The sequence below is a fragment of the Pseudomonas sp. Arb-4-2C genome, from assembly GCF_055755015.1.
In genome coordinates this window covers 1,105,403-1,125,987 of record NZ_CM146899.1, presented here as the reverse complement: position 1 = coordinate 1,125,987, position 20,585 = coordinate 1,105,403, and the positions used below count along the sequence as shown (strand labels likewise).

General features: G+C 60.4%; 21 protein-coding genes. 11 read left to right on the top strand and 10 right to left on the bottom strand.

Annotated elements, in window-relative coordinates:
• Nucleotides 1-91 precede the first annotated feature (91 nt).
• Nucleotides 92-652 carry a glycine cleavage system transcriptional repressor gene (locus tag AC0J41_RS05080; protein ID WP_025110662.1) on the top strand — a complete coding sequence of 187 codons (561 nt, stop codon included), beginning with the start codon at nt 92-94 and terminating at the stop codon, nt 650-652.
• A 10-nt stretch (nt 653-662) separates the two neighbouring features.
• Nucleotides 663-1,136, top strand: a complete 474-nt coding sequence (locus tag AC0J41_RS05075) for a peroxiredoxin (RefSeq protein ID WP_473014753.1) — start codon at nt 663-665, stop codon at nt 1,134-1,136.
• Between the two features lie 122 nt (nt 1,137-1,258).
• On the opposite strand, the gene AC0J41_RS05070 is transcribed toward AC0J41_RS05075, so the two are convergent.
• Both AC0J41_RS05070 and AC0J41_RS05065 read right to left on the bottom strand, forming a co-directional pair.
• The gene (locus AC0J41_RS05070) at nt 1,259-2,329 is read right to left on the bottom strand and encodes an AI-2E family transporter (protein WP_473014752.1); all 1,071 of its coding nucleotides are present in this window, start codon (nt 2,327-2,329) and stop codon (nt 1,259-1,261) included.
• Between the two features lie 31 nt (nt 2,330-2,360).
• Nucleotides 2,361-2,600, bottom strand: a complete 240-nt coding sequence (locus AC0J41_RS05065) for a sulfurtransferase TusA family protein (RefSeq protein ID WP_007963279.1) — start codon at nt 2,598-2,600, stop codon at nt 2,361-2,363.
• 98 nt (nt 2,601-2,698) lie between these two features.
• On the opposite strand from AC0J41_RS05065, the gene AC0J41_RS05060 reads away from it, so the two are divergent.
• Entirely contained in the window at nt 2,699-4,132 is a 1,434-nt protein-coding gene (locus AC0J41_RS05060; RefSeq protein WP_473014750.1) for a M48 family metalloprotease, read from the top strand.
• A gap of 82 nt (nt 4,133-4,214) precedes the next feature.
• Here AC0J41_RS05060 and AC0J41_RS05055 read toward each other — a convergent pair whose 3' ends face one another.
• The 4 genes from AC0J41_RS05055 to rpoE form a co-directional block, all read right to left on the bottom strand.
• A complete protein-coding gene (locus AC0J41_RS05055) occupies nt 4,215-5,645 on the bottom strand; it encodes a DegQ family serine endoprotease (RefSeq protein ID WP_025110666.1) in 1,431 nt (476 codons plus the stop codon).
• Nucleotides 5,646-5,855: 210 nt separating this feature from the next.
• Nucleotides 5,856-6,818 (bottom strand): MucB/RseB C-terminal domain-containing protein, encoded by a 963-nt coding sequence (locus AC0J41_RS05050; protein ID WP_473014749.1) that lies wholly within the window; start codon nt 6,816-6,818, stop codon nt 5,856-5,858.
• 8 nt (nt 6,819-6,826) lie between these two features.
• The gene (locus AC0J41_RS05045; RefSeq protein WP_473014748.1) at nt 6,827-7,414 is read right to left on the bottom strand and encodes a sigma-E factor negative regulatory protein; all 588 of its coding nucleotides are present in this window, start codon (nt 7,412-7,414) and stop codon (nt 6,827-6,829) included.
• A gap of 30 nt (nt 7,415-7,444) precedes the next feature.
• Entirely contained in the window at nt 7,445-8,026 is a 582-nt protein-coding gene (gene rpoE / locus AC0J41_RS05040; RefSeq protein WP_003172477.1) for an RNA polymerase sigma factor RpoE/AlgU, read from the bottom strand.
• Nucleotides 8,027-8,584: 558 nt separating this feature from the next.
• Here rpoE and nadB point away from each other — a divergent pair.
• Nucleotides 8,585-10,201, top strand: coding sequence for an L-aspartate oxidase (gene nadB, locus AC0J41_RS05035; protein WP_025110669.1), 1,617 nt, complete (start codon nt 8,585-8,587; stop codon nt 10,199-10,201).
• Here nadB and AC0J41_RS05030 read toward each other — a convergent pair.
• Both AC0J41_RS05030 and AC0J41_RS05025 read right to left on the bottom strand, forming a co-directional pair.
• The gene (locus AC0J41_RS05030; protein WP_473014746.1) at nt 10,170-10,622 is read right to left on the bottom strand and encodes a protein YgfX; all 453 of its coding nucleotides are present in this window, start codon (nt 10,620-10,622) and stop codon (nt 10,170-10,172) included. The genes nadB and AC0J41_RS05030 overlap by 32 nt on opposite strands.
• On the bottom strand, nt 10,606-10,860 hold the full coding sequence (locus tag AC0J41_RS05025; RefSeq protein WP_025110671.1) for an FAD assembly factor SdhE: 255 nt from the start codon (nt 10,858-10,860) through the stop codon (nt 10,606-10,608). Before AC0J41_RS05025 ends, AC0J41_RS05030 begins: the two co-directional genes overlap by 17 nt.
• A gap of 149 nt (nt 10,861-11,009) precedes the next feature.
• On the opposite strand from AC0J41_RS05025, the gene ygfZ reads away from it, so the two are divergent.
• Entirely contained in the window at nt 11,010-11,951 is a 942-nt protein-coding gene (ygfZ, locus tag AC0J41_RS05020) for a CAF17-like 4Fe-4S cluster assembly/insertion protein YgfZ (RefSeq protein WP_473014744.1), read from the top strand.
• 35 nt (nt 11,952-11,986) lie between these two features.
• Entirely contained in the window at nt 11,987-12,808 is an 822-nt protein-coding gene (locus AC0J41_RS05015; protein WP_025110673.1) for an HDOD domain-containing protein, read from the top strand.
• A 117-nt stretch (nt 12,809-12,925) separates the two neighbouring features.
• Here the strand turns inward: AC0J41_RS05015 and AC0J41_RS05010 are convergent, their stop codons facing one another.
• The gene (locus AC0J41_RS05010; protein ID WP_025110674.1) at nt 12,926-14,311 is read right to left on the bottom strand and encodes a sensor histidine kinase; all 1,386 of its coding nucleotides are present in this window, start codon (nt 14,309-14,311) and stop codon (nt 12,926-12,928) included.
• Nucleotides 14,304-14,975: a response regulator gene (locus AC0J41_RS05005; RefSeq protein ID WP_025110675.1), complete on the bottom strand. Its 672-nt coding sequence runs from the start codon at nt 14,973-14,975 to the stop codon at nt 14,304-14,306. The genes AC0J41_RS05010 and AC0J41_RS05005 overlap by 8 nt, the downstream gene beginning before the upstream one ends.
• 237 nt (nt 14,976-15,212) lie before the next feature.
• Between AC0J41_RS05005 and AC0J41_RS05000 the strand changes: the two genes are divergently transcribed.
• Genes AC0J41_RS05000 through AC0J41_RS04980 form a run of 5 tightly spaced genes read left to right on the top strand, consistent with a single transcriptional unit; the run spans nt 15,213 to nt 20,583 of the window.
• A complete protein-coding gene (locus AC0J41_RS05000; protein ID WP_473014743.1) occupies nt 15,213-16,505 on the top strand; it encodes an OprD family porin in 1,293 nt (430 codons plus the stop codon).
• Nucleotides 16,506-16,544: 39 nt separating this feature from the next.
• Nucleotides 16,545-17,522, top strand: a complete 978-nt coding sequence (locus AC0J41_RS04995; RefSeq protein ID WP_025110677.1) for a Bug family tripartite tricarboxylate transporter substrate binding protein — start codon at nt 16,545-16,547, stop codon at nt 17,520-17,522.
• 59 nt (nt 17,523-17,581) lie between these two features.
• Nucleotides 17,582-18,040 carry a tripartite tricarboxylate transporter TctB family protein gene (locus AC0J41_RS04990; protein WP_473014742.1) on the top strand — a complete coding sequence of 153 codons (459 nt, stop codon included), beginning with the start codon at nt 17,582-17,584 and terminating at the stop codon, nt 18,038-18,040.
• Between the two features lies 1 nt (nt 18,041).
• Nucleotides 18,042-19,556: a tripartite tricarboxylate transporter permease gene (locus tag AC0J41_RS04985; protein ID WP_025110679.1), complete on the top strand. Its 1,515-nt coding sequence runs from the start codon at nt 18,042-18,044 to the stop codon at nt 19,554-19,556.
• Nucleotides 19,549-20,583 (top strand): AbrB family transcriptional regulator, encoded by a 1,035-nt coding sequence (locus AC0J41_RS04980; RefSeq protein ID WP_473014741.1) that lies wholly within the window; start codon nt 19,549-19,551, stop codon nt 20,581-20,583. Before AC0J41_RS04985 ends, AC0J41_RS04980 begins: the two co-directional genes overlap by 8 nt.
• The last annotated feature ends 2 nt before the right edge of the window (nt 20,584-20,585 follow it).

The window sequence follows — 20,585 nt, the reverse complement described above, 5'->3', positions numbered from 1 at the left end:
GCCCGGGGCTTTCTGAATCGGCACGCGCAGACGCATCCCGACGACCAACGCCCATCGACCTACCGACCGCTCATCGCTTTAGGAATGCTGCATGTCCACCCCCACAGTTCGCGAACAATTCCTTGTCATCAGTGCCCTTGGCGCCAACCCCATGGAGCTGACTAACGTCCTGTGCCGCGCCAGCCATGAAAATCGCTGCGCCGTCGTCACCTCCCGCCTGACTCGCCACGGCGAATGCAGCGCGCTGATCCTTGAGATCTCTGGCAGCTGGGACGCCCTTGCGCGCCTGGAAGGCAGCCTGTCCGGGCTCGCCAAGAAGCACGCGTTCACGGTCAACGTAGTGCGCAGCGCCGCGCTGGAAAATCGCCCGCAGGCATTGCCGTACGTGGCGTATGTCAGCTCGGCGTATCGCCCGGACATCATCAATGAGCTGTGCCAGTTCTTCATGGACCACCACGTCGAACTGGAAAACCTGACCTGCGACACCTACCAGGCTCCGCAGACCGGCGGCACCATGCTCAACGCCACGTTCACCGTGACGTTGCCGGCCGGCACCCAGATCAGTTGGCTGCGCGACCAGTTCCTGGATTTCGCCGACGCGATGAATCTGGATGCCCTGATCGAGCCTTGGCGCCCACAAAACCCAATGTAAGGAAGCTTTCATGGCCGTTGTCATCGACCAACCGGTTGCGGATTTCGAAGCACCAGCCACCAGCGGGCAGACCGTCAGCCTGTCTGCCCTGAAGGGCAAGCAAGTGGTGATCTACTTCTATCCGAAGGACAGCACCCCGGGCTGCACCACCGAAGGCCAGGGTTTTCGTGATCAATACGCGGAATTTCAAGCCGCCAACACGGAAATCTTCGGTATTTCCCGCGACAGCCTGAAATCCCACGAGAACTTCAAGTGCAAGCAGGCGTTCCCGTTCGAGCTGATCAGCGACAAGGACGAAGCCGTCTGCCAGCTGTTCGACGTGATCAAGCTGAAGAAGCTCTATGGCAAGGAATACCTGGGCGTTGATCGCAGCACATTCCTGATCGACAAGAACGGTGTGCTGCGACAGGAATGGCGCGGCGTGAAAGTGCCGGGGCATGTGGATGCGGTGCTGGCTGCAGCTCAGGCGCTGAATAAAGCCTGATATTTCTGCGTCGATCTCACTGACGCCTTCGCGAGCAAGCCCGCTCCCACAATTGACCGAGGTCTGATGTGGGAGCGGGCTTGCTCGCGAAGGGGCCATAAGCCTCAACGAATAATCCGGTTTTAAAGTAGCGGAGCGACAACGGGCTCCTTACGCGGCCAGGCATCCAGCACCGCCTTGAACAGCGTCGCCAGGGGAATCGCAAAGAATACCCCCCAGAACCCCCACAACCCGCCAAACAACAGCACCGCGCAGATAATTGCCACCGGGTGCAGGTTGACCGCTTCGGAAAACAGCAACGGCACCAGGACGTTGCCATCCAGCGTCTGAATGATTCCGTAGACCGCCATCAGATAGATGAACTGATCACTCCAGCCCCACTGAAACAGCGCGATCAGCAGCACCGGCACGGTTACCACCACCGCGCCGACGTAAGGCACCACCACCGACACCCCGACCAGCAACGCCAACAGCGCCGCATAGTTGAGCCCAAGGGCGACGAACGCGATGTAGGTCACGCCGCCACAGATCACGATCTCGATGACCTTGCCACGAATGTAGTTGGCGATCTGCCGGTTCATTTCCTGGGCAACCCGGGTAATCAGCGCCCGTTCACGCGGCAGATAGCCGCGCACCCACTCGCCGATCATGGCCCGATCCTTGAGAAAGAAAAACACCAGGATCGGCACCAGCACCAGATAGATCATGATGTTGACCAGCAGCGGCAGACTCGACAGCGAGAAGGTCAGCGCCCACTGCCCGAACTTGCCGATCTCGCCGCGCGCCGCTTCGATGGCCTGCAGCACCTGCTCGTCGGAGACCAGATGCGGATAGCGCTCGGGCAGCAACAGCAGCAGCGACTGCCACTTGGCGAGCATCCCCGGCAGTTCGTTGAACAGCGTGATCAACTGATGCCAGAGCAACGGCACCACCACAACAATGAACACCAGCAACAGGCCCATGAACAGCGCAAACACCAGCCCCACCGCCGCCGCACCGGGCACGCGCATACGTTCAAGGGCCACCACCAGCCCCTGCATCAGATACGCCAGCACCATCCCGGCCAGCACCGGCGCGAGCATGCCACCGAGGGTGAGCACCGCGGTGAAAGCGAGGAACAGCAGCACTGCCAGCACCACCGCTTCTTCATCGGAAAAGTAGCGCTGAATCCAGTCGCGTAACACTTTGAACATCAATAATCCTTAGGTTTTTACGCTGTCGGTTTCAGGCTTTTTTCAACCAGTAACGGTAAACGCCTGCTTCGTCTTCTTCGCGCAGCAGCGTATGACCGGCCAAACGGGCAAAGGTGCGAAAGTCGCGCTGCGAGCCCGCATCCGTGGCGATCACCTTGAGCACGGCGCCGCTGGGCAGCTTGTTGAGTTCCATTTTGGCCTTGAGCAACGGCAACGGGCAATTCAGGCCACTGGCGTCCAGTTCACAGTCATGGGCTACAGCGTCAGTCATTGCGTCACTCCGGATCAGGTGGTTGAGCTGCCTAGAATATCTGGTCGCAGGCCCGGTGTCCGGCTACAGTAAGGTCTTTGTCTTCTAAGGCTTTGTGCATGACATTTCTGCGCCCTACCCTGCTGACGCTCGCTTGCCTGCTCGCCTCACCGGGCTTTGCCGACGATCTGCCGTCACTTGGCGACGCCAGTTCTGCCATTGTCTCGCCGCAACAGGAATACCAGCTCGGCCGCGCCTGGCTGGCCATGCTGCGTAGCCAGGTTGCTCAGCTCAACGATCCGCAGCTCAAGGATTACGTCGAGTCCAGCGTCTACAAGCTGGTGGAAACCAGCCAGGTCACCGACCGCCGCCTGGAATTCATCCTGATCAACAGCCCGCAACTCAACGCCTTTGCCGCCCCGGGCGGCGTGGTGGGGGTCAACGGCGGGCTGTTCCTCAACGCGCAGACCGAAGGTGAATACGCTTCGGTACTGGCCCACGAACTGGCTCACTTGTCACAACGCCACTTCGCTCGCGGCGTCGAAGCCTCACAGCGGATGCAGGTGCCGATGATGGCGGCGCTGCTGGCCGGCATCGTGATTGCCGCCGCCGGTGGCGGGGATGCCGGGATCGCGACCATCGCCGGCACTCAGGCCGCAGCCATTCAGTCGCAACGCACCTTCTCGCGTCAGAACGAACAGGAAGCGGACCGTATCGGCATCCTCAATCTGGAAAAGGCCGGGTACGACCCACGCTCGATGCCGACCATGTTCGAACGGCTGATGCGCCAATACCGCTTTGACGCCAAGCCGCCGGAATTCCTGTTGACTCACCCGGTGACCGAATCGCGTATCGCCGACACCCGCAACCGTGCAGAGCAGGCACCGGCGGGCGGCATCGAAGACAGCATGCGTTATCAACTGATCCGCGCCCGCGTCCAACTGATTTATGAAGAAACCCCGGGACTGGGCGCCAAGCGTTTCCGCGCGCAACTGGACGAGAACCCGAAAAACGACGTGGCGCGCTACGGCCTGGCAATTGCGCAAATCAAGGGTGGCCAGCTCAATGAAGCGCGAGAGAACCTCAAACAGCTGCTGGCCAAGTCGCCGAACGAGATCATTTATAACCTCGCGCAGATCGATCTGGACATCACCAACAACCGCTTGCCGGATGCTCAAACACGGGCTGACCGGATGCTCACGCAGTATCCGGGCAATTACCCGCTGAATCAGGTTCGTGTCGATCTGCTGCTGAAACAGAATCGCACCGCCGACGCAGAAAAAGCGCTTGAAGGCTTGCTCAAGTCCCGCCCGAACGATCCGGACGTGTGGTATCAGGTCGCCGAAACACGCGGTTTGTCCGGCAATATCATCGGCTTGCACCAGGCCCGCGCCGAGTACTTCGCGCTGGTGGGTGATTATCGCCAGGCGATCCAGCAGCTCGACTTTGCCAAGCGCAAGGCGGGCAGCAACTTCCCGCTGTCCTCGCGCATCGATGCCCGCCAGCGTGAGCTGATGGAGCAGGAGCGCATGATCAAGGACATGATGGGCTGAGTTTTCTTTTCAGCGATGCAAATGTTTCAGGCATAAAAAAACCGCCTCTTTCGAGGCGGTTTTTTATTTCACCGCAAGCGGATTATTCAGCCAGCTTGAAGGTGATGAAGCTGGCACGACCTTGACGCAGAACGCGCATCGACACCGAACGATTCTTCGGCAGCGCCTTGGCGATCTCGGCGAACTCCTTGGTGGAGCCTATGGCCTGGTTGTTCAGGTGAGTGATCACGTCGCCCGGCTGCAGACCGATCAGGGCTGCTGGACCGTCCTGAACGTCCTTGATGACCACCCCGCCTTTGAGGTCGTAGGTTTTCTTCTGCTCATCAGTCAGTTCAACTACCGACACACCGAGGCGGTTGCTGCTGCTTTCCGTACCGGACTTCGGCAGTGCTGCCAGCTCTTTATCTTCGTCCGGAATCGCGCCGACCGTCAGTTCGACGTTCTTGCGCTTGCCGTCACGAATCACTTCCAGATTGGCCTTGGCACCGGCCTTTAGCGCACCCACCAGATGTGGCAGGTCGGCGGACATGACGATCGGCTGACCGTTCATGCTCAGGATCACGTCGCCCACCTGCAGGCCGCCCTTGGCTGCCGGACCATCATCCTGAATCTGCGCCACCAGCGCACCGGCCGGTTTATCAAGACCGAACGACTCGGCCAGATCCTTGTTCACTTCCTGAATCACCACGCCCAGCCAGCCGCGGCTGACCTTGCCACCGCTTTTCAGCTGGTTGGATACATCCATGGCAACGTCGATAGGAATGGCGAACGAAACGCCCATGAAGCCACCGGAACGGGTGTAGATCTGCGAGTTGATCCCGACCACTTCACCATTGAGGTTGAACAGCGGACCACCGGAGTTACCCGGGTTGATCGGCACGTCAGTCTGGATGAACGGCACGTAGTTTTCGTTTGGCAGGCTACGGCCAACAGCGCTGACGATGCCCTGGGTCACGGTGTGGTCGAAGCCGAATGGCGATCCGATCGCCACGACCCATTGACCAGCCTTCAGATCCTGAGACTTGCCGAGCTTGAGCACCGGCAGGTCTTTGCCATCGATTTTCAGCAGGGCCACATCGGAACGCGGATCGGTGCCGATCAGCTTGGCCTTCATTTCACTGCGATCAGCCAGGCGCACGAGGATTTCGTCGGCATCGGCAATCACGTGGTTGTTGGTCAGGATGTAGCCATCCGAAGAAATGATGAAGCCCGAACCCAGTGATTGCGCTTCGCGCTGGCGATCACCCCGTGGCGAACGCTGCTGAGGCGGCATGCCACGTTCGAAGAACTCGCGCAGCATCGGTGGCAAGCCTTCCAGGTCAGGCATCTGCTGGTTCACTTTGCGATCCGGCAGTTTCTGCGTGGTACTGATGTTCACCACCGCAGGCGAGGCCTGTTCGACCAACTGGGTGAAGTCCGGCAGGTCGGCCGCCTGGGCAGCGGGAACAGCCTGACCGAGCACCAGGACGGTGGCGAAAATGGAGAGATAAGACTTCAAGCTAAGTATCGACATACAGCTCCCGTTACGACGAGCAGGGTTAAGCGATATGGAGCAAGGAACACCGGGAACCGCGGGCCGGCATTTTTGTTCCGGGAACAACAGACAAGGCCAGAGCCGTGAGGCTCTGACCTATAAAAAACTTTCGGGTGATTTGCAAATGAAAATGCTGAGCAAACATTTCATCTACGTCTCGACGAAGAGGTGGAAAAGACTGAAATCAGCTCACTGCTTGCTGGTTGCAGCGCCATCGTTGCGCATAGACAGAGCAATTCGTTCGGCCGTACCGATTGGAATTTCACCGACCACCGTCACCATCATTTCGCCTTCAGGCGTGGTCAGGCGGCGGGAAACAGCGACAGTCGGCCCCAACTGCGTACGAGTGTCGGTCACTGTCGCGCCGTTGAGCGGCTCCAGAAATACCGAGAATCGCGCCAACCCGTCGTCATACATCAGGCTGCTGACCTGAGTTTTGGTTTCCGGGTCTTTGTGCGAGGTGCTGCTGGTCAATTCAAAGCCAGGCGGCAGCCAGTCGGAATGCCAGACCTGAGCGGTCTTCACGGCAGAAGCCTTGTCGCTGTCGAGCGTGATGGCCTTGCACTCGGCGCCGGCTTGCAGGTCTTTGTCCGACGGCATATCGGCGGTATCAAGACTGGTGAACTGGAAGCGCTCGAGTAACTGCCCCTTGTCATTAAGCAGCAGCGACTTGAGCGGCAGACCGGTCTGTTTGTCCAGATGCAGTTCGAAACCATAGCGATGCTGGTCTCGAGGCGTCAGCGATACGATGACCGCATCACGCCCGGCCACGCGCGACTTGCCGATGACAGCAAGGTCATACCAGTTTTTCAGCTTTTGGGGATCAAGCGAACGAGCAGTCGAGTTGGGAGAGTCTCCCAATCCGGCAATCAGGGTACCGCTGACGCATTGAGTATGCCCATCAACGCGCACGACTTCCTGAGCCGAGCCGTCGAGCTGAAGCAGACGCTCGCGGACCTGACCATTCTGGACACGATGCCAGATGTTATGGGTAGAAAAACTACCGTTACGCTCGTAAACGAAGGTGCCGTGGAAGCTTTGCTGCTGCTCGGCCTGGCCCAGACGGGTCAACCAGTCCTGGGCTTCGTCGGCGTGGGCTGGAACAACGAACCAGCCACTGAGCAGAAGCGAAAGTAGAGGTATGGCGCGCATGATCCTCCTTAACGGTTTTCCATGCTTGCTGCACGCGCATAAGGCAAGGCGCTTTCAGTACCTTTCAGCGCAGCCTGTTGGGCATGCTGGCGCAGATAGCCTGGCAGACGCTGATCGTGCCAGCCTGGCTGACCTTGCAGTACGCCATTGGCCATTGGGCCTGTGGCTTCCGAGCTTTCCTTATAGCCTGCCAGAACAGCCGGGCCCTTGACCTGTGGAGCGGCCAGGGATTGCTGGCTGGACTGCTGAGCCAGCTCGACACCCGCGATTTCATCCTGGTTGTACAGGCGGACACCCGCCAATACGGCAACGGTCACCGACGCGGCAACGGCCAGACGACCAAGGTTGCGCCAAGGGCTACGGGATACTTTGGCTGGAGCCGTCTCGTCTTCCAGCGCAGCAGAAACTGCCGCAGCAATGTCCAGACGCGGAAGCAGCAGATCCTTGTGCATGGCTGCCCGAGCGATCTGATAACGAGCCCAGGTCTCACGGGTTTCAACATCGTCCAGTGCATTGATCACTCGACGCAATTCCAGTTCGTCCGCTTCGTTATCCATCACTGCGGACAGCGATTCCTGCAGGGCTTCACGACTCATGGCGTTCCTCTCTTGGCTGTCGCCGCTGTCTCAGTTTTCCTGCAACAACGGCTGCAGGGCTTTATCGATGGCCTCCCGGGCGCGGAAGATCCGGGAGCGCACGGTACCCACCGGACACTGCATGACGCTCGCAATGTCCTCGTAACTCAGACCATCGAATTCACGTAAAGTTAAAGCCGTACGCAAATCCTCTGGCAGTTGCTGAATGGTTCGATGGACGGTGCCTTCGATCTCATCCCGCAGCAATGCGCGTTCAGGTGATTCAAGATCCTTGAGGCCGTGATCGCCATCGTAGAACTCTGCATCTTCAGAACTTACATCGCTATCCGGCGGCCGGCGGCCGCGTGAAACCAGATAGTTTTTTGCCGTGTTGATGGCAATGCGGTAAAGCCACGTATAAAACGCGCTGTCTCCGCGAAAGTTTCCAAGCGCTCTGTACGCCTTGATAAAGGCTTCCTGAGCCACATCCTGGGCTTCATGGGTGTCGTGCACAAAACGCACGATCAACCCGAGAATTTTGTGCTGATATTTCAGCACCAGCAGATCGAAAGCTCGCTTGTCGCCACGCTGAACGCGCTCGACCAGCTGCTGATCCTCTTCCTGGGTTAGCATGAACACTCCTCGATAAGCATGGAGGAGGCTTGCATAACTAAACGACCAGACTTGCAAACATAGACTCGGGCTTTTCGCAAAAGTTCTCCCCCTCCAGGCAAGTTTCCTGCGGGCTCTGATTTGGCACGCACGAAAAACGCAGCGCGGGATAAACCGGCTGCGCGAATAATCTTGTCATCGGTTCGCCGGCAAAAACCCAATCGCAGGTTCTGCATTGAAGCCGACACTGTCCCGTGTTTCAGGCAACTGTCTATTGATCTTGGGCCTCTGGCAAAAGTTCCAATTATTTATAGCCATGCTGAAGCGACATTGAGCAACCGTGCGCTGAAAAAGCCTGTTTCATCCTCGATACAGTCGCCTTTTCCCAAAACGACAGAAAAAAACTCCCGACGAAGCGTCAAGCATTTGTCGTCACAGTAGTTTCACAATGCCATACGAGCCCGGCTATTGTGCCGCTCCCCCCCTCTATATACTAGTGGGCTGTGTGGCTGTCTTGACTCGCCGATCCAGCTGTCTTGCGCCAACCCCGACCCGGGTCGCTTTGAGCGGAATCCTGAAATGAGCCAACAGTTTCAACACGATGTTCTGGTCATTGGCAGCGGCGCTGCCGGTTTGAGTCTCGCGCTGACCCTGCCGGGTCATTTGCGCATTGCCGTATTGAGCAAAGGCGATCTGGCCAACGGCTCGACCTATTGGGCCCAGGGTGGCGTCGCTGCCGTGCTGGACGATACCGACACTGTCGAATCCCACGTCGATGACACGTTGAATGCCGGCGGCGGCCTGTGCCATGAAGACGCCGTGCGCTTCACCGTCGAACACAGCCGCGAAGCCATCCAGTGGCTGATCGACCAAGGTGTGCCTTTCACCCGTGACGAACAGTCCGGCACAGAAGACGGCGGTTTCGAATTCCACCTGACCCGCGAAGGCGGTCACAGCCATCGGCGCATCATTCACGCCGCCGATGCAACGGGCGCGGCGATTTTCACCACCCTGCTCGCCCAGGCCCGACAACGCACCAATATCGAACTGCTGGAGCAGCGAGTTGCCGTTGATCTGATTACCGAACGCCGCCTGGGCATGGATGGCGACCGTTGCCTCGGTGCCTACGTGTTGAATCGCGCCACCGGTGAAGTCGACACCTACGGCGCGCGTTTCGTGATCCTCGCCTCCGGCGGCGCAGCCAAGGTCTACCTCTATACCAGCAACCCCGACGGCGCCTGCGGCGATGGCATCGCCATGGCCTGGCGTTCGGGCTGTCGGGTGGCGAACCTGGAGTTCAACCAGTTCCACCCCACCTGCCTGTATCACCCGCAGGCCAAGAGCTTCCTGATCACCGAAGCCTTGCGCGGTGAAGGTGCGCACCTGAAGCTGCCCAACGGCGAACGGTTCATGCCGCGCTTCGACAAACGTGCCGAACTCGCGCCGCGCGACATCGTTGCCCGGGCCATCGACCATGAAATGAAGCGCCTGGGCGTCGATTGCGTTTATCTCGACATCAGTCACAAGCCCGAAGCCTTCATCAAAAACCACTTCCCGACGGTTTATGAGCGCTGCCTGGGCTTCGGCATCGACATCACCAAGCAGCCGATCCCGGTGGTGCCGGCCGCGCACTACACCTGCGGCGGCGTAATGGTTGACCAGCACGGTCGCACCGATGTCCCGGGCTTGTACGCGATTGGCGAAACCAGCTTCACCGGTTTGCACGGCGCAAACCGCATGGCCAGTAATTCGCTGCTCGAATGCTTCGTCTATGCCCGTTCGGCCGCAGCGGACATTCTCGTGCAACTGGATGACATCGCGGCGCCAGACGCCCTGCCCGAGTGGGACGCCAGCCAGGTGACCGATTCGGACGAAGACGTGATCATTGCCCACAACTGGGACGAACTGCGCCGCTTCATGTGGGACTACGTGGGCATCGTGCGCACCAACAAGCGTCTGCAACGCGCGCAACACCGTGTGCGCCTGTTGCTGGACGAAATCGACGAGTTCTACAGCAACTATAAAGTCAGCCGCGACCTGATCGAGCTGCGCAACCTGGCGCAAGTCGCTGAACTGATGATCTGCTCGGCCATGGAACGCAAGGAGAGCCGTGGCCTGCATTACACCCTCGACTACCCGAACCTGCTGCCCGAGGCACTCGACACTATTCTGGTGCCGCCCACCTACGCCGGCTGAACTTGAGCCGCACCCGCAGGCGTCGGTGCACATCCGCCGCCTGCGCATCACGTGGTACGCAGATCGACCGGACACGCCACTCCCCGCGCAAACGAAACCGCAGCACCACAATCAGTGGCAGCGCCAGGCTGTCGGGGCGCAATTGCGCCGCTTGCCAGCCGCCCGCCTGACTCCACAGCTGCCAGCCGTCGGCGTCACGCCGCAGCCCACAGAAGGCGTCGGGATGCGTCAGCAGCACCTGCCGCGGGAGTAACCAGAACGCATGCGTCAGACAAACAAAAGCCCCGAGCAGACTGGCCCAGAGAGGAATTGAAAGCATGAACAAGGTACCCAGAGCGAACGCCTGGGCCAACAGATACGCCGCCAGCAACTGCCGTGAGGCATGCCAGCGGCATTCGAACGTGTTACTTGGGCTGAACACGATCCAGAATCATCCGGACCATGCGCTGCAGCTCCGGGTCTTCGGATTCGCTGCGCTCCATGAACCAGCCGAACATGTCCTGATCCTCACAGGTCAGCAGGCGGACATACAAATCGCGATCGACCTGGTTGAGGTGCGGGTAAGCTTCTTTCACGAACGGCACCAGCAACACGTCAAGCTCAAGCATGCCGCGACGGCTGTGCCAAAAGAGGCGATTCAGTTCAACTTGTTCGACCATGGAGCCCTCCTCAAATAGGCGCGCAGTATACAGCCCCGAGACGGGACGCGCAGTCGGCTTTGGTCGGGCACCACCGATCCTTTATCAACTACCCATTTCAACAACGCGCCCTTATGATGTGCCCCAGACTTTTTACCCTGCGATGACCCATGGCCGATTCTGCTTTTTTCTGCACCCTGTCTCATGAAGGCGTACTCGCGGTTCGCGGCGTGGATGCCGGCAAATTCCTGCAAGGCCAATTGACCTGCAACATCAATTACCTCAGTGACAGTCAGGCCAGCCTCGGCGCGCGCTGCACGCAAAAAGGCCGGATGCAGTCCAGCTTCCGCATTCTGCTTGAAGGTGACGGCGTGCTGCTGGCGATGGCCAGCGAGCTGCTGGAGCCGCAGCTGGCGGACCTGAAAAAGTACGCGGTGTTCTCAAAATCCAAATTGACCGACGAAAGCGCCGCCTGGGTGCGTTTTGGTCTGGAGCACGGTGATGCAGCCCTGGCCGGACTCGGTCTGCAGTTGCCCGCCGACACCGACAGCGTCGTGCGCAGTGAAGGGCTGATCGCGATTCGCGTCTCGCCGAATCGCGCCGAACTCTGGGTGCCGGCCGATCAGGCCGATACCCTCAAGGCCAAATTGGCCGCTGCCCTGCCTGAAACCGGGCTCAATCAATGGCTGCTGGGGCAGATCCGCGCCGGTATCGGTCAGGTCATGCCGAGTACCCGCGAGCTGTTCATCCCGCAGATGCTCAACCTGCAAGCCATCGGTGGCGTGAGCTTCAAGAAAGGCTGCTACACCGGACAGGAAATCGTCGCGCGCATGCAGTACCTGGGCAAACTCAAGCGCCGCCTGTATCGCGTGCAACTGGATGCGACTGATCTGCCGGAACCGGGCACCCCGCTGTTCGCCCCAAGCCACGGCAGTGCCATCGGCGAAGTGGTGCTGGCTGCCCGCGCCGAAGAAAATATTGAACTGCTGGCGGTGTTGCAGGCCGAAGCTGCCGAAGCGGGTTATCTGCACCTGGGCGCCCTCGAAGGCCCCGCGCTGCATTTGCTCGACTTGCCCTACGAACTGGATCGCGACCGCGAAATCCAGCGCTGATCGCAGCATTTGTTGCAACACCCTAGAGAGTCCACATGAGCGAGCTGGCGGATAAGGTCCAACAGGATTTGGTTGAGGCCATCGATAACGATGACCTGGTTCTGCCAACGTTACCGGAAGTGGCCCTGCAAATTCGCAAGGCTGCTGAAGACCCGGAAATCAGCGTCAGCGATCTGAGCAAAGTGATCGGCCGAGACACGGCGCTATCTGCGCGCCTGATCAAAGTGGTCAACAGTCCGCTGCTGCGCGCCGCGCAGGAAGTGACCGACCTGCACACCGCCATCACCCGGCTGGGCATCAACTACAGCAGCAACCTGGCGATCGGCCTGGTGATGGAGCAGATTTTCCACGCACGCTCCGAGGTGGTCGAACAGAAAATGCGTGATGTCTGGCGCAGCAGCCTGGAGATCGCCGGCGTCAGCTACGCACTGTGCCGGCGCTACACCCAGCTCAAACCGGATCAGGCGGCTCTCGGAGGGCTGGTGCATCAGATCGGCGTGCTGCCGATTCTGACCTACGCCGAAGATCACTACGAACTGCTGTCGGATCCGGTCAGTCTCAACCATGTGATCGACCACATTCATCCGCTGCTGGGCGACAAGTTGCTGCGCGTCTGGGAGTTCCCGGAAAGGCTGGTGGAGCTGCCGGGGCTGTATCAGGACTTCAAGCGCGATTCGGCGCAGATCGATTACGTCGATCTGGTACAGGTGGCGAGCCTGTATTGCCACAAGGACACCGATCATCCGTTTGCGCGGATCGATCCGCTCAGCGTTCCGGCGTTTCGCAAACTGGGGATTGATCCGGAGAACCAGGCGCTGTGCGCGGATCTGGAAGAATCGCGGACGATGTTTTACTGATCCAAGACTGCGGCGCGGCCTTCGCGAGCAAGCCCGCTCTCACAGGGGTTTTGTATAAGACACGGCTCAATCTAGGAGCGAGCCTGCTCGCGAAGAGGCCACCACAGGCACCGAAGATCATCCCGCGATAAAACTGACCCGCACTTTAAGCCCTGCCTGCTCACCGTCATGCAAGGTGATCTGCGCCAGGTGCGCCCGGCAAATCTCTCCGACAATCGCCAGCCCCAAGCCTGAGCCCGCGACCTGCTGGTTGCGCCGGTAGAAGCGCTCAAACACCCGATCACGCTCTTCCAGCGGAATCCCCGGCCCGTCATCTTCGACCTCAAGTACCGCCGGCGCCGCCACCCGCAGAATCACATTGCCGCCCGGTGGCGTATGCGCCAGGGCGTTGTCCACCAGGTTGCTCAGCAGTTCATTGAGCAGCGTGGGTTCGCCGCGCAGCCACACCGGCTCATCCGCCTCCAGCGCCAGCGCCACCCCGCGTGCGTGCGCCAAGGGCGCCATGGCCATGCCCAATTCACGGGCCAACTGACTCAGATCGAGCAGTTGTGCGCCGCCCTCGGCAATCGCCCGGGCACCGTTTTCCACCCGCGCCAGTGACAGCAATTGATTGGCCAGGTGAGTCAGGCGATCGGTGCTTTGCGCCGATGACTCCAGGGTGGTGCGCCAGGTTTCTGCTTCGCTGGAACGCAATCCCAGCTCCAGCCGCGCCTTCAACGCGGCCAGCGGTGTGCGCAGTTCGTGCGCGGCATCAGCGATGAACTGCGCTTGACGCTCGAACTGCCCGCGCAGACGTTCGGTGAAATGGTTGAGCGCGCGCACCAGTGGCCACAATTCACGCTGCACTTCCACGAGCGGCAGCGGCCGCAAATCATCCGGCTGACGCTCCTCCACCGCCGTGCGCAAGCGCTCCAGCGGGCGCAGCGCCGCACTGACCGCAAACCACACCAGCAACAAAGCGCCAATGGCCAGCATCCCCAGACGCAACAGCGTGTCGGCCGCCAGACTGCGGGCCATGGCGACCCGCGCCTCGTCGGTTTCAGCGACACGGATTTCCGCCATGCCGTTCATGTTCGGCTCGGTCACCGCTTTGAGCAGACTGACCACACGTACGTTCTGCCCGCGATACGTTGCGTTATAGAAGCGCGCCAACGCTGGATAATCGTCGGTGCGTCGCGTGCCAGGTGGTGGTCCGGGCAGATTTTCATAACCGGAAATCAGCTTCTGATGAATGTCGTTGACCTGGTAATAGATCCGCCCGGCACTGTCGTACGCGAACGTATCGAGGGCCACGTAAGGCACGTCGGCGCTGAGCGTGCCGTCGCGCTGCGACAACCCGGCGGCGATGGTGCGGGCCGAGGCCAGCAAGGTCCGGTCGTAGGCGGTGTCGGCGGCTTCGCGCCCGTTCCAGTACGCGCTCAAGCCACTGGCGAGCATCAACACCACCAGCAGCAATGCGAGGTTCCACAGCAACCGCCAGCGCAGGCTGCTGGGCTTATGCATCGCGGCTTTCCAGCAAGTAACCGAGGCCGCGAAAGGTCACGATCGCCACCGGTTGGCCGTCGAGTTTCTTGCGCAGCCGATGCACGTAGATTTCGATGGCGTCGGGGCTGGCTTCTTCGTCGAGACCGAACACCTGTGCAGCCAGCTGCTCCTTGCTCATCACCCGTCCCGGGCGGGCGATCAATGCTTCAAGCACTGCCTGCTCGCGCGAGGTCAACGTGAGCAATTCTTCGCCTAGGCTGAAGCGCCGGGTGTCCAGATCGTAGGCCAGCACGCCGCAACGCTGCTGACGTTCACCGCCGAGCACGCTGCGCCGCAGCAGGGCTTTGACCCGGGCCTCGAGTTCGGTCAGTTCAAACGGTTTGGCCAGGTAATCGTCAGCGCCGAGATTCAGGCCGTGAACCCGGTCTTTCACATCGCTGCGCGCTGTCAGCATCAATACCGGCAGATTTTTGCCGCGTGCACGCAGACGCGCCAGCACCTCGAAACCGTCCATGCGCGGCAACCCGACATCAAGGATTGCCATCGCGTATTCCTCGCTGCTCAGGGCCAGGTCGGCCGCCACGCCATCGTGCAACACGTCCACGGTCAGACCGGTGCTCTTGAGCGCCTGGGCGACACTTTCGGCCAGTTGCAGATGGTCTTCGACGAGCAGAACACGCATGGATCTCTACCTCATTCAGGGATGGCCGACGCCACTCTTTGCCGCGGAGTTTACAGCCGCAACCGCCGCTGTGAAGCCCGAAAACCGCGAAATCCAGCTGAAAGGTTAGCGAAAGGTTAGGTCGTTAGAGTCCGGTCACGGACAGTTTCGACTGCCGTCGCTGCTGCCACACAGCGATACGAAAAACGCCTCGAAGCGTTTTCGACCAATAAGAACAATAAACGGAGTACACCGCGCATGCCGTCCTTGCAGACCAGGGCTCTCACGCCCGCTCGCCCTTCGCGTTTCAGCCACACCGCCCTCGCCAGTGCCGCCGCCCTCGCCGGTTTTTCGCCGCTGAGCTATGCCGACTTCATCGAAGACAGTTCCGCTACCTTCGAAACCCGCAACATGTACTTCAACCGCGACTTTCGTGACGGCACCAGTGCCCAGCAAAGCAAGCGTGATGAATGGGCGCAGGGTTTCATGCTCAACCTGCAATCGGGTTACACCGACGGCACCGTGGGGTTTGGTGTCGATGCACTGGGCATGCTCGGGGTCAAGCTTGATTCGAGTCCGGACCGCACCGGCACCGGTCTGTTGCCGACCCACGATGACGGGCGCGCCGCCAACGAATATTCCAAGGTCGGCCTGACCGGCAAGGTCAAAATCTCCGCCACCGAACTGAAAATCGGCAGCCTGATTCCTGAGCTGCCGATCCTCAAGCCGAACGACGGGCGTATCCTGCCGCAGACCTTTGAAGGCGGTTTGCTGACCTCCAAAGAGATCAAGAACCTGACCTTCACCGGTGGGCGTCTGGACAAGGCCAAGGATCGCGACAGCACCGATTTCGAGGACATCGCCCTCAACAACAAGAACAGCCGTTTTGCCGGCACCGCCGCCGGCAAGCATTTCGACTTTGCCGGCGTGGACTACAAGTTCACCGACAAGATCACCGGCAGTTACCACTTCGCCCAACTCGATGAAGTCTACAACCAGCACTTCTTCGGCCTCGTTGCCTCGCGCCCGATGGGTCCGGGCACGTTCGCCACCGACCTGCGTTTCGCTGTCAGCGACGATCAAGGCGCAGCCCGTGGCGGCGAGATCGACAACCGCTCGCTCAACGGCCTGGTCAGCTATGCCTTGAGCGGCCACAAGTTCACGGCCGGTTACCAGCACATGTCCGGCGACAGCGCCTTTCCGTATGTCGATGGCAGCGACCCGTACCTGGTCAACTTCGTGCAGATCAACGACTTCGCCGGCGCCGAAGAGCGCTCGTGGCAAGCGCGGTACGACTTCGACTTCGCCCGCCTCGGCATTCCCGGCCTGTCGTTCATGAGCCGTTACCTGAGCGGTGACAACATCAAGCTCAAGAACGGCGAAGAAGGCAAAGAGTGGGAGCGCAACACCGAGATCAAATACGTAGTACAAAGCGGCGCCCTGAAGGACGTTGCCGTACGCCTGCGTAATGCCACCTACCGTTCCAACTACTCCGCTCGCGATGCCGATGAAGTGCGTCTGCTGGTGAGCTATAGCGTTGCCCTTTGGTAATTCAGTACGTCCATAACAACAACTCCCAAGGAGACATAGATGAACTTATCACTGCGTAAAGTTGCTCTAGCCGCTGGCGTCATGCTGTTCGCCGGCCAACTGATGGCGGAACCGAAACGTCCCGAATGCATCGCACCGGCCTCCCCCGGCGGCGGCTTCGACCTGACCTGCAAACTGGCGCAGAGCGCGCTGGTCAACGAAAAACTGCTGACCAAACCGATGCGCGTGACCTACATGCCCGGCGGTGTCGGCGCGGTGGCGTACAACGCGGTGGTCGCTCAGCGTCCGGCCGATGCCGGCACACTGGTAGCGTGGTCCAGCGGTTCGTTGCTGAACCTGGCGCAAGGCAAGTTCGGTCGCTTCGATGAAACCAACGTTCGCTGGCTGGCCGCTGTCGGCACCAGTTACGGCGCCATTGCGGTAAAAAGCGACTCGCCCTACAAAACCCTCGACGATCTCGTAAAGGCGCTGAAGAAAGATCCGAGCTCTGTGGTGATTGGTTCCGGTGGCACCGTCGGCAGTCAGGACTGGATGCAGACCGCACTGATCGCCAAGGCTGCCGGGATCAACCCGCGTGACCTGCGTTACGTCGCCCTCGAAGGTGGTGGCGAAATCGCCACCGCGCTGCTCGGCGGTCACATCCAGGTCGGCAGCACCGACATCTCCGACTCCATGCCGCACATCCAGAGCGGCGACATGCGTCTGTTGGCCGTGTTCGCCGACAAGCGCATCGACGAGCCCGAAATGAAAGACATCCCGACTGCCAAGGAACAAGGCTACGACATCGTCTGGCCGGTGGTGCGCGGTTTCTACCTGGGGCCAAAAGTCAGCGACGAAGACTACGCCTGGTGGAAAGACGCATTCGACAAACTGCTCGCCTCGGATGACTTCGCCAAGCTGCGCGATCAGCGTGAACTGTTCCCGTTCGCCATGACCGGCCCGGAGCTGGATACCTACGTGAAGAAGCAAGTGGCAGATTACAAAGTGCTGGCCAAAGAGTTCGGCCTGATTCAGTGATCGTCTCTGTCTAGCGGCCGTAGCCTCCATTCTCGGGGGCTGCGGCACAGGAGTTTCTCATGCTCTTACAACGCATTTTCGCCTCGGTGCTGTTGCTGGTCTGTGTCGGCCTGGCATTGATGGCGTGGCCGTACCAAGCGGCCTTTTCCTACGAACCGGTCGGCCCCCGCGCCTTTCCTCTGCTGATGCTCGGGCTGATGGGCGCCGCGCTGCTGTACATGGTGTTCCGCCCGGCACCGATCAAACACAGCGCTGACGAACCGCCGCTGGACCGCGCCACTCTGACCAAGATCGGCATCTGCGTGGTGCTGTTGTTGGTGTTCGCCGGCACCTTTGAACCGCTGGGCTTCATTGCCGCCAGCATCATCACCGGTGTCCCGATGGCACGCCTGTATGGTGGCCGCTGGCTGCCGAGCGTGGTGATCATCAGCCTGATGGCCGTCGGTCTTTACCTGCTGTTCGACCGTTTGATGGACGTCCCGCTGCCTCTCGGCCTGCTCGACGTTCTGGAGAACTGATATGGATACTCTTGGCTATTTGGGTCAGGGTTTCGGCGTTGCGCTGAGCCCGTACAACCTGGTGACCGCCCTGTGCGGCACGCTGATCGGCACGGTCGTCGGGCTGCTGCCGGGGCTCGGCCCGATCAACGGCGTGGCACTGCTGATCCCCATCGCATTCGCCCTCGGCCTGCCGCCGGAATCGGCGTTGATTCTGTTGGCCGCGGTGTATCTGGGCTGCGAATACGGCGGACGGATCAGCTCGATTCTGCTGAACATTCCGGGTGAAGCTTCCACCGTGATGACCACCCTCGACGGCTACCCGATGGCCCGCAAAGGCCTGGCCGGTGTGGCGCTGTCGCTGTCGGCATGGAGTTCGTTCATCGGCGCGTTCATCGCCACCTGCGGCATGGTGCTGTTCGCGCCGCTGCTGGCGAAATGGGCGATAGCCTTCGGGCCGGCGGAATACTTCGTGTTGATGGTGTTCGCGATTGTCTGTCTTGGCGGCATGGCCGGCGATCGACCGCTGAAGACCTTTATCGCAGCGTTGATCGGTCTGTTCCTGTCCACCGTCGGCATCGACGCCAACAGCGGGGTGTACCGCTTTACCGGTGACAACATTCACCTCACTGACGGCATTCAGTTTGTCGTGCTGGTGCTGGGCCTGTTCTCCATCAGCGAAATTCTGCTGCTGCTGGAAAAAACCCACCACGGCCAGGAAGCCGTGAAAGCCACCGGCCGGATGATGTTCAACTTCAAGGAAGCGGCGTCGGTGTTCGTGGTGAACATCCGTTGCGGCGTGCTCGGTTTCATCATGGGCGTACTGCCGGGTGCCGGCGCGACGCTGGCCAGCGCCGTGGCCTACATGACCGAGAAACGCATCGCCGGTGCCAGCGGCAAATTTGGTGAAGGCGATGCCCGTGGCCTCGCGGCGCCGGAAACCGCCATCGGCGGCGCGGCGTGCGGCGCACTGGTGCCGATGCTGACCCTCGGCGTTCCAGGTTCCGGCACCACGGCAGTGATGATTGGCGCCCTGTCGCTGTACAACATCACGCCGGGCCCGCTGCTGTTCCAGCAACAACCGGACATCGTCTGGGGGCTGATCGCTTCGTTGTTCATCGCCAACGTCATGCTGGTGATCCTCAACATCCCGATGATCCGCGTGTTCACCCGCATCCTCGCCGTGCCGAACTGGGCACTGGTGCCGGTCATCGCGATCATTACCGGGATCGGCGTATACGCCGTACATGCGACAACGTTCGATCTGTTCCTGATGATCGGCATCGGCATCTTCGGCTACATCCTGCGCAAGCTGGACTTCCCGCTGTCGCCGCTGTTGCTCGGTTTCATCCTTGGCGGCCTGATGGAGCAGAACCTGCGTCGCGCCCTGTCGATCTCCAACGGTGCGCTGGAAATCCTCTGGTCGAGCCCGATCACCTTCGGCTGCTGGATTCTGACCGCGATCATGCTGTTGATGCCGATCATCCGCATCTGGCGCAAACGCTCTGCCGCGCAGCGCGCCATTGCCGATGTTTGATCGCTCCTCGCTGAAATCCTGGTGGGGAACCCCGCTGGTCGGTCTGCTCGGCGGCTATGTCGCCAGCCAGATCGGCTGGCCTCTACCGTGGATGGTCGGCTCGTTGCTGGCGATCATCCTCGTGCGCTGCCTGACCCCGTGGCAACTCACGGAAATCCCCGGCGGGCGCAAATGTGGTCAATGGATTGTCGGAATCGGCATAGGCCTGCACTTCACTCCTGTGGTGATGGAGCAGGTACTCAGTCATTTCGGTTTGATCTTCTTTGGGGCGCTGGTCACCAGTCTTTCGGCGGTGGTCGGCGTGTGGCTGATGCGTCGCACCGGTGAGGATCGCGCAACAGCGTTCTTCTCCAGCATGCCCGGTGGTTCTGGCGAGATGGTCAACCTCGGCGCACGCAATGGCGCGCTGCTCAGCCACGTTGCGGCGGGGCAGAGTCTGCGGGTGTTGGTGGTCGTCCTCTGTGTACCGGCAGCGTTCAAGTATTTGCTCGGTGACGGGACGCCGATTGCTCACGCCGGCAGCGTCGACTGGCGCTGGCTGGCGATCCTGTTTCCAGCGGGCGGCCTGCTTGCCTGGCTCTGGCAGCGTCTGCGTCAACCCAATCCCTGGCTGTTCGGGCCGTTGCTGGTGAGTGCAGCGGTGAGTATTGGCTGGGATTTGCACATCGGCTTGCCCAATGGCGGCAGCCAGATTGGCCAGTGGCTGATTGGCAGCGGCTTGGGTTGCCACTTCAACCGACAGTTCTTCCGGCGCGCGCCGTCATTCATGGGCCGCACGTTGATCGGCACGGCGCTGACCATGTTGATCGCCACATTGGCGGCGCTGGGCTTGAGTGCGCTGACCCATCTGGATCTGCGTTCGCTGACATTGGGCATGATGCCCGGCGGGATTGCCGAGATGAGCCTGACGGCGGAGACCTTGCAACTGTCGGTGCCGCTGGTGACGGCGATGCAGGTGATGCGACTGTTGTTCGTGCTGTTTCTGGCGGAGCCGTTGTTCAAGTACTGGAGTCGTAGTCCCGAATAAAA

Bases quoted from the DNA above. Each gene is read 5' to 3' on its own strand.
- AC0J41_RS05080 (WP_025110662.1), top strand. From the start codon at position 92: ATGTCCACCCCCACAGTTCGCGAACAATTCCTTGTCATCAGTGCCCTT.
- AC0J41_RS05075 (WP_473014753.1), top strand. From the start codon at position 663: ATGGCCGTTGTCATCGACCAACCGGTTGCGGATTTCGAAGCACCAGCC.
- AC0J41_RS05070 (WP_473014752.1), bottom strand. From the start codon at position 2,329: ATGTTCAAAGTGTTACGCGACTGGATTCAGCGCTACTTTTCCGATGAA.
- AC0J41_RS05065 (WP_007963279.1), bottom strand. From the start codon at position 2,600: ATGACTGACGCTGTAGCCCATGACTGTGAACTGGACGCCAGTGGCCTG.
- AC0J41_RS05060 (WP_473014750.1), top strand. From the start codon at position 2,699: ATGACATTTCTGCGCCCTACCCTGCTGACGCTCGCTTGCCTGCTCGCC.
- AC0J41_RS05055 (WP_025110666.1), bottom strand. From the start codon at position 5,645: ATGTCGATACTTAGCTTGAAGTCTTATCTCTCCATTTTCGCCACCGTC.
- AC0J41_RS05050 (WP_473014749.1), bottom strand. From the start codon at position 6,818: ATGCGCGCCATACCTCTACTTTCGCTTCTGCTCAGTGGCTGGTTCGTT.
- AC0J41_RS05045 (WP_473014748.1), bottom strand. From the start codon at position 7,414: ATGAGTCGTGAAGCCCTGCAGGAATCGCTGTCCGCAGTGATGGATAAC.
- rpoE (WP_003172477.1), bottom strand. From the start codon at position 8,026: ATGCTAACCCAGGAAGAGGATCAGCAGCTGGTCGAGCGCGTTCAGCGT.
- nadB (WP_025110669.1), top strand. From the start codon at position 8,585: ATGAGCCAACAGTTTCAACACGATGTTCTGGTCATTGGCAGCGGCGCT.
- AC0J41_RS05025 (WP_025110671.1), bottom strand. From the start codon at position 10,860: ATGGTCGAACAAGTTGAACTGAATCGCCTCTTTTGGCACAGCCGTCGC.
- ygfZ (WP_473014744.1), top strand. From the start codon at position 11,010: ATGGCCGATTCTGCTTTTTTCTGCACCCTGTCTCATGAAGGCGTACTC.
- AC0J41_RS05015 (WP_025110673.1), top strand. From the start codon at position 11,987: ATGAGCGAGCTGGCGGATAAGGTCCAACAGGATTTGGTTGAGGCCATC.
- AC0J41_RS05010 (WP_025110674.1), bottom strand. From the start codon at position 14,311: ATGCATAAGCCCAGCAGCCTGCGCTGGCGGTTGCTGTGGAACCTCGCA.
- AC0J41_RS05005 (WP_025110675.1), bottom strand. From the start codon at position 14,975: ATGCGTGTTCTGCTCGTCGAAGACCATCTGCAACTGGCCGAAAGTGTC.
- AC0J41_RS05000 (WP_473014743.1), top strand. From the start codon at position 15,213: ATGCCGTCCTTGCAGACCAGGGCTCTCACGCCCGCTCGCCCTTCGCGT.
- AC0J41_RS04995 (WP_025110677.1), top strand. From the start codon at position 16,545: ATGAACTTATCACTGCGTAAAGTTGCTCTAGCCGCTGGCGTCATGCTG.
- AC0J41_RS04990 (WP_473014742.1), top strand. From the start codon at position 17,582: ATGCTCTTACAACGCATTTTCGCCTCGGTGCTGTTGCTGGTCTGTGTC.
- AC0J41_RS04985 (WP_025110679.1), top strand. From the start codon at position 18,042: ATGGATACTCTTGGCTATTTGGGTCAGGGTTTCGGCGTTGCGCTGAGC.
- AC0J41_RS04980 (WP_473014741.1), top strand. From the start codon at position 19,549: ATGTTTGATCGCTCCTCGCTGAAATCCTGGTGGGGAACCCCGCTGGTC.